Annotated in this window: 9 protein-coding genes and 2 tRNA genes; 8 read left to right on the top strand and 3 right to left on the bottom strand. The window is 34.2% G+C overall.

Translation table 11 applies throughout. The features are described from left to right. Positions 1–73: 73 nt before the first annotated feature. Positions 74–3,355, bottom strand: coding sequence for a DUF2723 domain-containing protein (locus tag APR43_RS07210; protein WP_053474394.1), 3,282 nt, complete (start codon positions 3,353–3,355; stop codon positions 74–76). A 247-nt stretch (positions 3,356–3,602) separates the two neighbouring features. Between APR43_RS07210 and APR43_RS07205 the strand changes: the two genes are divergently transcribed. Next, positions 3,603–3,673: transfer RNA gene (locus APR43_RS07205), tRNA-Gln, on the top strand. Positions 3,674–3,782: 109 nt separating this feature from the next. Continuing rightward, positions 3,783–3,853, top strand: a tRNA-Gln gene (locus tag APR43_RS07200). An 84-nt stretch (positions 3,854–3,937) separates the two neighbouring features. On the opposite strand, the gene APR43_RS07195 is transcribed toward APR43_RS07200, so the two are convergent. Then, positions 3,938–4,762 carry a universal stress protein gene (locus tag APR43_RS07195; RefSeq protein ID WP_053474393.1) on the bottom strand — a complete coding sequence of 275 codons (825 nt, stop codon included), beginning with the start codon at positions 4,760–4,762 and terminating at the stop codon, positions 3,938–3,940. A 173-nt stretch (positions 4,763–4,935) separates the two neighbouring features. Here APR43_RS07195 and rimP point away from each other — a divergent pair, with 173 nt between their 5' ends. The 4 genes from rimP to APR43_RS07175 all read left to right on the top strand — a co-directional run bounded on the left by rimP (position 4,936) and on the right by APR43_RS07175 (position 10,247). Beyond that, the gene (rimP, locus tag APR43_RS07190) at positions 4,936–5,400 is read left to right on the top strand and encodes a ribosome assembly cofactor RimP (RefSeq protein WP_053474404.1); all 465 of its coding nucleotides are present in this window, start codon (positions 4,936–4,938) and stop codon (positions 5,398–5,400) included. A 13-nt stretch (positions 5,401–5,413) separates the two neighbouring features. After that, positions 5,414–6,667 carry a transcription termination factor NusA gene (gene nusA, locus APR43_RS07185; protein ID WP_053474392.1) on the top strand — a complete coding sequence of 418 codons (1,254 nt, stop codon included), beginning with the start codon at positions 5,414–5,416 and terminating at the stop codon, positions 6,665–6,667. A 48-nt stretch (positions 6,668–6,715) separates the two neighbouring features. Beyond that, positions 6,716–9,586: a translation initiation factor IF-2 gene (infB, locus tag APR43_RS07180; protein ID WP_053474391.1), complete on the top strand. Its 2,871-nt coding sequence runs from the start codon at positions 6,716–6,718 to the stop codon at positions 9,584–9,586. A gap of 151 nt (positions 9,587–9,737) precedes the next feature. Next, positions 9,738–10,247 (top strand): DUF4920 domain-containing protein, encoded by a 510-nt coding sequence (locus tag APR43_RS07175; RefSeq protein ID WP_053474390.1) that lies wholly within the window; start codon positions 9,738–9,740, stop codon positions 10,245–10,247. A gap of 132 nt (positions 10,248–10,379) precedes the next feature. Here APR43_RS07175 and APR43_RS07170 read toward each other — a convergent pair whose 3' ends face one another. After that, a complete protein-coding gene (locus tag APR43_RS07170) occupies positions 10,380–10,769 on the bottom strand; it encodes an SPOR domain-containing protein (RefSeq protein WP_053474389.1) in 390 nt (129 codons plus the stop codon). Positions 10,770–10,988: 219 nt separating this feature from the next. On the opposite strand from APR43_RS07170, the gene APR43_RS07165 reads away from it, so the two are divergent. Together APR43_RS07165 and APR43_RS07160 are read left to right on the top strand one after the other, a co-directional pair. Continuing rightward, positions 10,989–12,326, top strand: a complete 1,338-nt coding sequence (locus APR43_RS07165; protein ID WP_053474388.1) for a c-type cytochrome — start codon at positions 10,989–10,991, stop codon at positions 12,324–12,326. A 32-nt stretch (positions 12,327–12,358) separates the two neighbouring features. Next, a complete protein-coding gene (locus APR43_RS07160; protein ID WP_053474387.1) occupies positions 12,359–15,418 on the top strand; it encodes a TAT-variant-translocated molybdopterin oxidoreductase in 3,060 nt (1,019 codons plus the stop codon). Position 15,419 lies beyond the last annotated feature (1 nt).

Raw genomic sequence — 15,419 nt, 5'->3', positions numbered from 1 at the left:
TAAAAATAAAAAATGCAGCGCTTTTTATCAAGAAGCACTGCATTTTTTTAATCAATATATTTTTCGTATATTATTATTCTTTTTCGCGTCCAAAACGTTCAAAAACATTTACATACGTATTAAATACTGTTTTATGTTTTTCGTAGAAAGCTTTGTCTTTATTTTCTCTCATAACATGAAGTAAACTTCTGTAACGCTCAATATCTGTAATAATATCCATTGCTAAATCAGTTTGGTCAGTTGGAGGCAGAGTAGCGTAATAGTTTAGATTTTCTTTGTATTTATTTACTAGTTTATCTAATAAATCATGCGCTTTAGCTGTTTCTCCTACTTTATAATATCCGCCTGCAAATGGCTCAACTAAAGAATAATAACCAAATTTATCCAATGGCATTTTTGTCATTGCTAAATTAATTACGTTTTTAGCCTTGTCAATTTTACCTTCGGCAATAAGTTCGTCTACTAAACGTGATAAGTTAGTACGGTATGTAATACTGTTTCTTCTGGTTTCAGGATCATGATAAATTTTTTCGCTTTCGCTGTTACCCCAGTCCCATTTCATTACGATATCATACATTTTATCGGCATCAATTTGTCCCATATCCATTGGTCCTCCATCTTTAGAAGGTACGTTTCTAACAGGAACTAATTTATAAACCATACCGTCTAATTGAAGATAATCTTTTAACCATAAATAATCTTCATCGTCAAAAGCACCTCCGCTAAAATAAATTGGACGTTTCCAGTTATTATTAGCCAAAATATCCAGCATCATTAACCTGTTTTTGTAAAGAGCACTTCCTTTAATGTCAATATCCATATAAGGAACAATTGAATCATTATATTTAGGATTTACAACTTTGTTTTTAAGAATGATGTTTTTGTCAACATTCACTCTAATTTTATTCGTTGGATAAAAATGAATCGTTTGTCCGTTTTGTAAACCTACAGTTGACTTTGGATTTTTAATAAAATCAAGGAAATCTTTGATGTTCCAGCGTGTTTCAATCTTCGGAATATGAGCTACATAATCTAACTTATCCCCAACATATTGATCATGTGTAAATGATATTGGTAAAGGATCAGATTCATATGATTTTGCTTTCATTTGGTCGATATACCAATCTGTCATGAAAAGACTTGTATTTACAATCTTAACATCGGTTCTAAAATGCTCGATTTCCTGAGCATACCAAAGCGGGAACGTATCGTTGTCTCCAATAGTAAATAAAATAGCATCCTTATCACACGAACTTAAATACGCTTTTGCCATTGCAACAGCAGTATATCGGTTTGATCTGTCGTGATCATCCCAGTTTTGAGAAGCCATTAAAACCGGCGCTGCCAATAAACTTACTGCAATAATAGCTGGTCCGGCGATTTTTGGAGCAATATATTTCTGAATACTTTCATATAAAGAATAAACTCCAAAACCAATCCATATGGCAAAGACATAGAAAGATCCAACGAGTGCATAATCCCTTTCACGAGGTTCAAAAGGTCTTTCATTTAAATAGATTTTTAAAGCGATTCCCGTAAATAAGAATAAGGCTAAAAGCACATAAAAACTTTTAAGGTCTTTATTAGCATGATACATTATTCCAATTAATCCTAAAATGAAAGGAAGGAAATAGTAAACATTACGTCCTTTGTTGTTTAAAACATCAGATGGTAATTTATCCTGAGAACCCAAATGAACAGAGTCAAGCGCTTTGATTCCGCTAATCCAGTTTCCATCTAAATTGTCGTATTTCCCCTGAACATCGCTTTGACGTCCAACAAAATTCCACATTAAATATCTCCAGTACATATATCCAAATTGGTATTCGAACATAAAACTGAAATTATCACCAGTAGTTGGTTTTTCGATTATAAGATATTCTCCGTAGCTTTTTAAGAACTTAACATAACCTTCGTTGTCAATTTGCTTTTGAGCATAAGCATTTCTGAATTCAGATATTGTTTTTTCTACTTCATTACGAAGCTGTCCAGTTGCTTTGTTGTATTCTTCTTCGGTTAATTGACTTGCATCAATTCCGTATTTACCTAAATCATCCTCATAATTATAGTCTGGATTGATTCGGAATTTAGGCGGATTTGTGAAACTGATATAGTTTTGAATGTGTCCGGTTTCGGTACTCCACATTCTTGGCAGAATTGCTTTTTGATTGTCGTCGCTGTTTTGTTCTGCGTTTTTATAATTATTGGTAATAATATATTTACCAGTTTTATTGTCTCTTTCGTAGTTAGGTTTTTTGTCTAAATATGGAGTGTTAGCATCAAGACCGGCGAAAACTTCGGTATATTGAGGACCATAAAATAATGGATTTACACCGTATTGTTCACGATTGTAGTAGGCTAAAACCTCGGCAGCATCTGATGGTTTGTTTTCATTAATTACCGTATTGGCATTTGCACGAACAGGAAGCATCATCCAGGTAGAGAAACCAATTAATATAAATAAAGTACAAAGGATGATGGTGTTATAAAAAATTAATCCTTTTTGTTTAGTGAATTTTAATCCGAAATAGAAGAAAGCAATTAATAATAAAGTCACGAAAATAGTTCCGGAATTAAAAGGTAATCCTAAACTGTTTACCATGAAAATTTCGGTTTTACCGAAAAAAGCCATCGTTAAAGGCAGAAGTAATTTGAAGATAAACAACAAAATTCCTATTACAACTACATTGGCAATAAGAAAGTTTTTAATGGTAACTTTTTCGTAATGCTTAAAATAATATAAAAATCCAATTGACGGAATCGTTAATAACGCCATAAAGTGAACTCCAAAAGAAAGACCAACAACTAAAGAAATGATCAATAACCATTTGTTTCCTTTTGGTTTGTCCATATCTTGTTCCCAGCGTAATCCCAGCCAAAAAAGCAATGCAATCAATAAAGAAGCCATTGCGTAAACTTCTGCTTCGACAGCATTAAACCAAAAGCTGTCAGAGAAAGTATAAGCTAAAGCTCCAACAAAAGAACTTCCTAAAATAACAATAGAATTATTTTGATCAATTTCGGCAAAACGCGCTACGATTTTCTTTAAAATCATAGAAGAAGACCAAAATATGAATAAAATTGTAAAGGCACTAGAAAAAACAGACATCATATTTACCATCACAGCTACATGCTGGGCATCTATAGCAAACATGGCAAAGAAAGCTCCCATCATTTGGAATAAAGGTGCTCCCGGCGGGTGGCCAACTTCTAGTTTAGCTGCTGTGGCAATATATTCGCCGCAATCCCAAAAGCTCATTGTAGGTTCGACAGTTAATGTGTAGGTAATTAAAGCGATTGCAAATGCAAACCAACCAATAATTGTATTCCATTTATTGAAATTGAATTGTGCCATATTTAGGTGTTATAATTTTGTATGTTTTTCAATCCTACAAAGAAAATGTTTTTTTATGTAAAGAAACGAGCATTAACAAAAAATTCTATAATAACTATTTGTAAATATTAATGTATTGTGTATAAGGCTCTTTTGAAAAAGTGCGGGGCTTTAAAATGAAAAAGAATGAAAAAAAATATTTTTTTTGATAAAAAAGTTTGCGCAAACTAAATAAAACCTTAAATTTGCACTCGCTTAACAGCACTGCTGGTCTATGGTGTAATGGTAACACAACTGTTTTTGGTGCAGTCTTTCTAGGTTCGAGTCCTAGTAGACCAACGTAAAAAGCCTCTCAAATCGAGAGGCTTTTTTTTATGCAAAAAAGTTTGCTTAAAAATTTGCACAATTTAAATAAAGGTTTAATTTTGCACCCGCTTAACAGCATTGCTGGTCTATGGTGTAATGGTAACACAACTGTTTTTGGTGCAGTCTTTCTAGGTTCGAGTCCTAGTAGACCAACATAAAAAGCCTCTCAATCGAGAGGCTTTTTTTATGGAATAAATTTAAAATTCAGAGTATTTATTTCTTCATTGAAATTTTGATTTAAATTTTTAAGGTGATAACTGGTTTTACCGCATGGTTTACTAAGCCTTCACTTATACTTCCGTTAAAAAAGTGTGCGAAACCAGTTCTTCCGTGCGTACACATTCCAATAATATCGGCGTTTATGCTGTTAGAAAAATTGATAATTCCTTTTTCGATATTAGTGTCATTGTAAATATGTGTGTCGTAATTTGTGAGATTGAAATGATTTGTAAAATCCTTAATTGCTTGTTCGATTACGTGTGTTGGTTTAAAACTATTTGGAGTGCAAATAGTTACCAGATGTAATTTTGCGTCAAAGGATCTAGTGAAATTTAAAAGCCTTTCAAACGGTTTTTTGGTTTCTTCTGTAAAATCAGAAGCAAAAACAATATTTTGAACATTGAAATCTGAAATATCTTTTTTGATGACTAAAACAGGAATTTCGGAATTTCTTACTACTTTTTCGGTATTTGAACCAATTAATAATTCTTCAAGTCCTGAAGAACCGTGTGAGCCCATAATAATTAAATCAATATTATAGTCTTTGCTTACTTGAGTAATACCGTGAATTGGTTTGTCCATTTTTACAACTTCCGTGACCTGAATTCCGTCAAGAAAAGCGCTTTGTGAGATTGCGTCAAGAGTCTCATTTGCTTTTTGCATAAAAAGCATAGTTTCGGGAATGCTTACACCTCCAAATATTGCATCATTGGTTTGATGCGGGAATTCGAGCATGTGTAAAATAATGATTTCAGAATTGTTTTTTTTGGCGATTTGAGCGGCGATTTTTAAGGCGTGTTCTGCATGTTCTGAAAAATCAGTAGGTACTAAAATTCGTTTCATAATTTTCGGGTTAAATTATTAGAATAATATGTTTTTGAACGCTACTATAAAGATAAGAAATATTTTTAGAGCAATCTATTTATTTGATTTATAAAAAAATCACTATATTTGCACCGTTATTTATTAAAATCTAAATAATGAGGGGACTAATTGTCCCCTCTTTTTATAAAATTATGACATTTAAGGAAAAAGTAAACGAATTAATTACAGAAGCTCTTCTGGAAAAGCCATCGATCTTTTTGATTGATCTTGCGGTTTCGGATTCTTTTAAAATTAGTGTAGGTTTAGACGGAGATAATGGAGTGGCGCTTCAGGATTGTATTGATATTAGTCGTGCAATCGAGAATAATCTGGATCGTGAAGAACAGGATTTTTCGCTTGAAGTTGCATCGGTTGGAGTAGGTTCTCCTTTGAAATTAATAAGACAATACAAGAAAAATATTGGTAGAACGTTGATTGTTACTACAAATAATGAAAAAATTGAAGCAGAATTAGTAGAAGCTAACGATGTTTTTATAATTTTGTCTTGGGAGGCAAGAGAACCGAAAAAAGTAGGAAAAGGAAAAGAAACAGTTCAAAAAGAACAACAGATACCTTATACAGAAATTAAAGAGGCAGTTGTTACAGTAACATTTTAATTAAAGAATTCGCATGGAAAATTTAGCATTAATCGATTCATTCTCAGAGTTTAAAGATAATAAACTTATTGATCGTGTAACGCTTATGGCAATTTTAGAGGACGTGTTTAGAAATGCATTGAAGAAAAAATACGGTTCTGATGATAATTTCGATATCATTATAAATCCTGACAAAGGAGATATGGAGATATGGAGAAGAAGAGTTATCGTTGCTGACGAAGATCTTGATTTTGAAAATGAAGAAATTACTTTGACTGAAGCAAGAATGATCGAAGCGGATTTTGAAATTGGTGAAGAGGTTTCTGAAGAGGTAAAATTGATTGATTTAGGAAGAAGAGCTATTTTGGCTTTACGCCAAAACTTAATATCTAAAATTCACGAACACGATAATACAAATCTTTACAAGCAATTTAAAGATATTATTGGTGATATTTATACTGCCGAAGTACACCACGTACGTCCAAGAGTTGTTATTTTAGTTGATGACGAAGGAAACGAGATTGTACTTCCAAAGGAAAAACAAATTCCATCTGACTTTTTCCGTAAAGGAGATAATGTTCGTGGAATCATTGAAAGCGTTGAATTAAAAGGAAATAAACCACAAATTATTATGTCTAGAACTTCTGAGAAGTTTTTAGAAAAATTATTTGAACAAGAAATTCCTGAAGTATTCGACGGTTTAATTACAGTTAAAAATGTAGTGCGTATTCCGGGAGAAAAAGCAAAAGTTGCTGTAGACTCTTATGACGACAGAATTGATCCTGTTGGAGCTTGTGTAGGTATGAAAGGATCTCGTATTCACGGAATCGTTCGTGAATTAGGAAACGAAAATATCGACGTAATCAACTATACAAACAATATTCAATTGTTTATTACAAGAGCATTAAGCCCTGCAAAAGTTTCTTCAATCAAAATTGACGAAGAAAACAAAAGAGCTGAAGTTTTCTTGAAATTAGAAGAAGTTTCTAAAGCAATTGGTAGAGGAGGTCACAATATTAAATTAGCGGGTCAGCTAACAGGTTACGAATTAGATGTTATTCGTGAAGGAGATGTTGCAGGTGCAACGGCTGATGAAGACGATGTTGAATTAACAGAGTTCTCAGATGAAATCGAAGACTGGGTAATTGAAGAATTTGCTAAAATAGGTTTAGATACTGCAAAAAGTATCTTAAAACAAGAAGTAGAAGATTTAGTAAGAAGAACGGATTTAGAAGAGGAAACTATTCTTGACGTTATGAAAATACTAAAAGAAGAGTTTGATAACTAATTATCTGCTCTAACAACACAACGAAAAAGGTAATAATAAAAAGGTTATATGTCTGAAGAGAGAGTAATAAGAATAAACAAGGTTTTAAGGGAATTAAATATCTCGTTAGAAAGAGCTGTTGATTATCTAAAAGATAAGGGAATTGCTATTGATGCAAATCCAAATGCTAAAATTTCTGACAGCGAATTTAATATCCTGCAAAGCCAATTTGCGGGCGATAAGGGGAATAAGGAAGCTTCTAAAGAAGTAGGGGAAGAGAAAAGAAAAGAAAAAGAAGCATTGCGTGTTGAGCGCGAGAAAGAAATTGAGGACAAACGCAGACAAGACGAAGAACGTCAGAAACAACAAGAAATCATCAAAGCGAGAGCTGTTGTTACCGGACCTGTTCAAGTTGGTAAAATTGATTTAAATCCAAAAAAACCTGCTGTTGCTCCAGAAGAACCAGTTAAGGCTGAAGAGCCTAAAACTGTTACTCCATCTCAAACAGAAAAACCTGTTCAAAAAGAAACTGCACCATCAGAGCCTGTTGCTCCTGTAGTATCTGAAGAGAAAAAGGTGGAAAAACCAATTATTACAGAGAAAAAAGAAGTAAAAGCTGAGAATTCTAAAACAGCGCAGGAGCCAATTGTTTCAACTGATCCTGCAACTGCTGAAGAAACGATCACTACTCAATATCAAAAATTATCAGGAACTACTCTTACTGGGCAGACAATTGACTTGTCTCAATTTAACAAGCCTAAGAAAAAGAAGGAAGAACCGAAAATTACTCCAAATAAACCTGGAGCTCCGGGAGCTGGAAACAATAATAACGCTAATAAAAATAAGCGTAAAAGAATCGCTCCTAAACCTGGTACACCGGGTGCACCAAAACCTGCAACAGGAAATGCGCCGGGAACACCAAACCCTAATAAAATTACTCCAAATACAGGAGGTGGAGGCTTTAATGCTAACAGAAGTGCAAGACCAGGTTTTGTAAAAGGAAACCGTCCTGCAATTGTTGCAAAAGTTGAGCCTACTGAAGAAGAGGTAAAAAACCAAATTAGAGAAACTCTTGAAAAACTTCAAGGTAAAGGTGGTAAATCTAAAGCGGCTAAATACAGAAGAGATAAGAGAGAAACGCACCGTCAGAAATCTGATGATGAGCAAAGAGCTCTTGACGAAGGAAGTAAAACGATTAAAGTTACAGAATTCGTTACAGTAGGTGAAATTGCCATCATGATGGATGTGCCGATTACTAAAGTAATAGGTACTTGTATGTCTCTTGGAATCATGGTAACGATGAACCAGCGTTTAGATGCTGAAACATTAACTATTGTTGCTGATGAATTTGGTTACGAAGTTGAGTTTATTACTGTAGATATCGAAGAAGCAATTGAGGTTGTTGAAGATAAAGAAGAAGATTTAGTTACTAGAGCGCCTATCGTTACTGTAATGGGTCACGTCGATCACGGTAAAACATCTTTACTGGATTATATCCGTAAAGAAAATGTTATCGCTGGTGAGTCTGGAGGTATTACACAACACATTGGGGCTTACGGAGTAACTCTTGATAATGGTCAAAAAATCGCATTTTTAGATACACCGGGTCACGAGGCGTTTACCGCAATGCGTGCACGTGGAGCTCAAGTTACCGATATTGCTATTATCGTAGTAGCGGCGGATGATGATATCATGCCACAAACAAAAGAAGCAATTTCTCACGCACAAGCTGCGGGAGTGCCAATTATATTTGCAATCAATAAAATTGATAAACCAAATGCTAACGTTGAGAAAATCAAAGAGCGTCTGGCTAGTATGAATTTACTTGTTGAAGATTGGGGTGGAAAAATTCAGTCACATGATATTTCTGCAAAAGTTGGAACAGGAGTAAAAGAATTATTAGAGAAAGTTTTATTAGAAGCAGAAATCCTAGATTTAAAATCTAATCCAAATAAAGCGGCTCAAGGAACAGTTGTTGAAGCTTTCTTAGATAAAGGAAAAGGATATGTATCAACAATTTTAGTTCAGCACGGAACTTTAAAAGTTGGAGATTATATGCTTGCAGGAAAGCACCATGGTAAAGTTAAGGCGATGCATGATGAAAGAGGGCATATAGTTTTAGAAGCTGGTCCTTCGACTCCGGTATCTGTTTTAGGTTTAGATGGAGCTGCAACAGCAGGTGATAAGTTTAATGTATTTGAAGATGAAAAAGAAGCAAAACAAATTGCATCTAAACGTTCTCAATTAATGCGTGAACAATCTGTACGTACTCAGCGTCATATTACACTTGATGAAATTGGACGTCGTATCGCTCTTGGTCAGTTTAAAGAATTGAACGTAATCCTTAAAGGAGACGTTGATGGATCTGTTGAAGCATTATCAGATTCGTTCTCTAAACTTTCTACTGAAGAAATTCAAATTAATATCATACATAAAGGAGTTGGTGCAATTACAGAAACTGATGTTATGTTGGCTTCTGCATCTGATGCAATTATTATCGGATTTAACGTTCGTCCTGCTGGAAACGCAAGACAGCTTGCTGATAAAGAAGAAATCGATATCCGTTACTACTCTATTATCTACGCAGCAATCGATGACTTGAAAGATGCGATGGAAGGAATGTTAGCTCCTGAAATGAAAGAAGAAATTTTAGGAACTGCAGAAATTCGTGAGATTTTCAAAATTTCTAAAGTTGGTTCAATCGCTGGTTGTATGGTAACAGATGGTAAAATCTTAAGAACTTCTAAAATTAGAGTTATTAGAGATGGAGTTGTAGTTCATACAGGTGATCTTGTTGCTTTAAAACGATTCAAAGATGATGTTAAAGAAGTAAGCAAAGGTTATGATTGTGGTATTCAGATTAAAGGATTTAATGATATCGAAATAAGCGATGTTATTGAAGCGTACCATGAAGTAGCAATTAAAAAGAAATTGAAATAATATTCAAATCTATATGTAAAGTCCCAATGAAAATTGGGACTTTTTTTATGCGCTCAATTTATATTTGTCTACTTTGATATAGTTTATAAATATTTTAGCCAACTCAAATTTTAGTATTATTTTTGGGAGAATCAATTTAATACTATATAATATGAAACCAATAATATATTCATTCGTTTTGTTTTTATGTTTTTCTACTTTGTCTTTTTGTCAGGAAGCTGTAGAAAAACCTGCTCCGCCAGCGGGTAATGCACTAATTGGAGATTTCTATTGTGCTGATGTTTCTGATGTTTCAATTGACAAAGCAATTTCTGTTGAAAAGCTTGAAAGCAAATTAAAGGATACAAAAAAAGAAGAAGGGATTTCTGTGAAAGGTGAGGTGACTAATGTTTGTGAAAAAAGGGGATGCTGGATAACTCTTAAGACAGAAAATGGGTCATCTTTCTTTGTAAAAATGAAAGATTATGCATTTTTTGTTCCAACAGCTCTAAAAGGCAAAAAAGTAGTTTTAGAAGGTAACGCAGAGCGCAAAGTTACCTCTGTAGATGAGTTGAAGCATTATGCGAAAGATGCTAAAAAGTCAAAAGCTGAGATAGATGCTATTACTGCGCCAAAAGAAGAAATTGGATTTTTAGCAGATGGCATAAAAGTGGTAAACTAATTGAAATTTACAAATTTGAATTTGATATTATAACTGAATCTGCAAAGGTTAAAGAGTTTAAAAAGATACTTAGATTTATAAAAAGAAAAAGCGAGATAATTATCTCGCTTTTTCTTTTTATTTAGTTTTTAATTATTTACCAGGCTTAAGTAAAAAGACGCTTTTGTACTTTTTTCTAATGTCAATTAAATTCCTTTCGGCTTCTATTCTTGATTTAAAATTTCCAACAATAACCTTGTAATTCGGAGTGTTAAAAATTATGGTGCCGTCAATATTTGTGTATTCTCTTTTAAAGTCCGACAAAGTCTTTTTTGCATCTTCGCTTTTGCCGCTAAAAATTTGAATTCGATAAGAATCGTTTGTACTTATTGATGTGTTAAATTTACGTTTGTCGTTCAATAATTGCTCAAATTTTGGGTCTTGATTCAGTGTTAAATTTTGGCTTTGAGCATGAATATTATATGCTAATGTCAACATTGTGAATGTTAAGAAAACGTTTTTTGAAGAGGTTAAAATTCTCATAATGTGATGGTTTTTATGCAAAAATACTATTTAAAGTTTGTATGTAAAATTTTAATATTATTTAGAATTGATATAAATTGATATTTAAGACTATTTTAAGGTTTTGAGAATAGTTCATAAGTCGTATTTTTGTGCAAGTTTTAAAAGAAGGTATTAGTTTTTGTCTGATTTATTACAGAAAAAATCATACCAAAAATTAGTAGATAATTATTATACTATATGAAAAAGGTGGGTAACCATAATTCGATCTCAAGAAAATTATTACTTAGTTTATCGCTAACGTTAATTTTCTCCCTAACTTCATTTGCTCAAGATCCGGCTGCAGCTCCTGCGGCGACTGAAGCTGCTGCAGCTCCTGCTGCTGCATCTGGTGGTGGTGATCCAGTAAAAGGGAAAGAACTTTTTAATGCAAATTGCGCTGCATGTCACAAATTAGATGCTAAATCAACTGGTCCTGCTTTAAGAGGTGTTGCCTCTAAGCACGATATGGCATGGATTTACAAATGGGTACACAACAGTTCTGATATGATTAAATCAGGAGACCCTGTTGCTGTTAAACTTTTTGAGGAAAATAACAAGTCAGTAATGACTTCGTTCCCTCAATTGGCAGAAGCTGATATTGATAATATTATCGCTTATACTTCTCAGCCTATACCAGAAAAACCTGCTGGAACTACAGCTGCTTTGCCAACTGGCCCTCAAGCAGAAGGAAGTGGGATTTCTAATAATATTATTTTAGGAGCTCTTGCTTTAGTAATGGCTATTTTAGTTGTTATGTTGTTCATGGTGAACAAAGTATTAACTAAAGTTGCAAGTAATAATGGAATCGTAGTTGGGCCTAAAGAAGCCAGAACTCCAATTTGGAAAGCATTTGCTAAAAACCAATTTTTAGTATTAGTTACTTCTATATTCTTGCTTTTAGCTAGTGGTTACTTTGTATACGGATACTTGATGCAGGTTGGTGTTGATCAGAATTATGAGCCAATTCAGCCAATTCACTATTCACACAAAATTCACGCTGGTGATAACGAGATCAATTGTAAATATTGTCACTCTGCTGCACGTGTAAGTAAAACGGCTGGTATTCCTTCTTTAAATGTTTGTATGAACTGTCATAAAAATATTTCTGAAGTTGCAGAAACTACTGCTACTGCTGAATACAGCAAAGCATTTTACGATGCTCAGATTCAAAAATTATACGATGCTGTTGGATGGGATAAGACTAAACAAGCTTATACCGGAAAAACACAACCTGTAAAATGGGTTCGTATTCATAATCTTCCTGATTTTGTTTACTTCAACCACTCACAACACGTTTCTGTTGCAGGAGTTGAATGTCAAACTTGTCACGGTCCAGTACAGGAATTTGAAATCATGAAGCAATATTCTAAATTAACAATGGGATGGTGTATTGACTGCCATAGAAAAACTGATGTTAAGATGGAAGGAAATGCATATTATGATAAAATTCATGCTGAACTTTCTAAAAAATACGGTGTAGAGAAATTAACTGCAGCGCAAATGGGAGGTTTAGAATGCGGTAAATGCCACTATTAATCGAATTATTAAGATTTTAATATTTATATACAATGTCATCAAACAAAAAATACTGGAAAAGTGTTGAAGAACTAGAAAATAGTTCTATTGTTGAGGCGCTTAGAAATAACGAATTTGTTGAAGAGATTCCTACGGATGAATTCTTAGGAAATGCAGATGCTTTAGCTTCATCTGGAACTTCACGTCGTGACTTTTTAAAGTACGTAGGATTTAGTACTGCGGCAGTTACACTTGCTGCTTGTGAAGGTCCTGTGCACAAGTCTATCCCTTATGTATTACAACCAGAGCAAATCATTCCTGGTGTTGCAGATTACTATGCAACTACTGTTTTTGATGGTTTTGATTTTGCTAACCTTTTGGTGAAAACTCGTGAGGGTCGTCCAATTAAAATTGAAAACAATACTATTTCTGGAGCTAAGTTTTCAGCTAATGCAAGAGTTCATGCATCTATCTTAGGATTATATGATAGCATGCGTTTGAAAGCTCCTAAATTAGATGGAAAAGCTAGCAGCTGGTCAGCAGTTGATTTAAAAATTAAATCAAGTTTGGCAGATGCGAAAGCAAAAGGAGGTCAGGTAGTATTATTAACTAATACTTTAGCAAGTCCATCTACTGAGAAATTAATAGGTGAGTTTATTGCTAAAAACCCAAATGCAAAGCATGTTGTTTATGATGCCGTTTCTTCTTCTGATGCATTAGATGCATTCGAAACTGTATATGGAGAGAGAGCTTTGGTTGATTATGATTTTTCAAAAGCTTCATTAATTGTATCTGTTGGTGCTGATTTCTTAGGAGACTGGCAAGGTGGTGGATACGATGCTGGATATGCAAAAGGACGTATTCCTCAAAACGGAAAAATGTCTCGTCATTTTCAGTTTGAATCAAACATGACTTTATCTGGAGCTGCTGCTGATAAGCGTGTACCAATGAGTACAGCTGATCAAAAACAAGCTTTGGTTCAAATTTATAATATTGTTGTTGGTGCTTCTGTTCCGGTTACTTTAGATGAAAAATTTAAAGCAGAAGTTGTAAAAGCTGCGCAGCAATTAAAAGCATCTGGTACAAAAGGAATTTTAGTATCAGGAATTGAAGATAAAAATGCACAATTATTAGTTTTAGCTATCAATCAGGCATTGGCTAGTGAAGCTTTTAATACTGCTGGAACTAGACAAATTAGAAAAGGTTCTAATGCTGTTGTAGCACAATTAATTAAAGATTTGAATGCAGGAAGTGTTCATACTTTAATTATGAGTGGTGTTAACCCGGTTTACACTTTAGCTGATTCAGCTTCTTTCGTGTCTGGATTGAAAAAAGTAAAAACATCAGTTGCTTTTTCTTTAAAAGAAGATGAAACTGCTGCAATATCTACAATTGCTGCTCCTGCACCTCATTATTTAGAGTCTTGGGGAGATGTAGTAATTACAAAAGGAACTTACAGTTTAACTCAGCCTACAATTCGTCCAATCTTTGATACAAAACAATTTCAGGATGTTTTATTATCAGTAAATGGAACACCTGGAACTTTCTATGATTATGTAAAAGCTAATTCTGCAGCAATCATTACTGGTTCTTCTTGGAATAAAGTTTTACATGATGGTGTTTTTGTAATTGGCTCTACTGCTTTAGCTGGTGGTTCATTTGATTTCGCTGGTGCTGCAAGTGCACTTTCAAAATCAAAATCTGCTGGAGACTTTGAATTAGTATTATATACTAAAACAGGTATGGGTGATGGACAACATGCAAACAACCCTTGGTTACAAGAGTTCCCAGATCCAATTACCAGAGTTTCTTGGGATAACTACGTTACAGTTTCAAATGCAGACGCTAAGAAATTAGGATTGTCAAATGAAATTGTTGCAAACGGAGGTTTAAATGGTAGTTATGCTACTATTACTATAGCTGATGGTTCTAAATTAGAAAATGTTCCGGTAATTGTTCAGCCAGGACAAGCTGTTGGAACAGTTGGTTTAGCTGTAGGTTACGGTCGTAAAGCGGCTTTAAAAGAAGAAATGCAAGTAGGTTTAAATGCTTACGCTTTATATAAAAATTTCAATAGTGTTCAGTCTGTTTCTATTGCTAAGGCAAATGGAGAGCATGAGTTTGCTTGTGTTCAAGGGCAAAAAACATTAATGGGTAGAGGAGATATCATTAAAGAAACTACTCTGGACGTATTTAATAAAGAAAATGCTGAACATTGGAACCCACAGCCAATGGTATCTTTAGATCATCAGGAAGTAAAAGCTACTACTGTTGATTTATGGGAATCATTTGATCGTTCTACTGGACACCATTTTAACCTTTCAATTGACTTAAATGCTTGTACAGGATGTGGAGCATGTGTTATTGCTTGTCATGCAGAAAACAACGTACCAGTTGTTGGTAAAGCAGAGGTAAGAAGAAGCCGTGATATGCACTGGTTGCGTATTGACAGATATTATTCTTCTGAAAGTACTTTTGAAGGTGATAACGAAAGAAAAGAAAAAATTGCTGGTTTATCTAGTTCATTATCTACATTTAATGAAATGGAAAAACCTGGAGATAACCCACAAGTAGCATTCCAGCCTGTAATGTGTCAACACTGTAATCACGCACCATGTGAAACAGTTTGTCCGGTTGCTGCAACTTCTCACGGTCGTCAAGGTCAAAACCACATGGCATATAACAGATGTGTTGGTACTCGTTACTGTGCTAATAACTGTCCATATAAAGTTCGTCGTTTCAACTGGTTCTTGTACAACAAAAACAGTGAATTCGATTATCACATGAATGATGATTTAGGTCGTATGGTATTAAACCCAGACGTAAACGTTCGTTCTCGTGGAGTTATGGAAAAATGTTCATTCTGTATCCAAAGCACTCAAGCTGTTATCCTTGAAGCTAAACGTCAAGGTAGAGTAGTAGCTAAAGACGAGTTCAACAATGCTTGTGCATGTTCTGCAGCTTGTTCTTCTGGTGCGATGGTATTTGGAGATGTAAATGATAAAGAAAGCGAAGTTGCTAAATTAGCAGAAAGCGATAGAATGTATCATTTATTAGAGCATGTTGGTACAAAACCAAATGTTTTCTACCACGTAAAAGTTAGAAACACTTAGT

It is taken from the genome of Flavobacterium sp. NLM (assembly GCF_002210235.1).
GTDB lineage: Bacteria > Bacteroidota > Bacteroidia > Flavobacteriales > Flavobacteriaceae > Flavobacterium > Flavobacterium panici.
The sequence above is the reverse complement of the archived record's forward strand: the minus strand, read 5'-3'. Positions and strand labels throughout refer to the sequence as shown.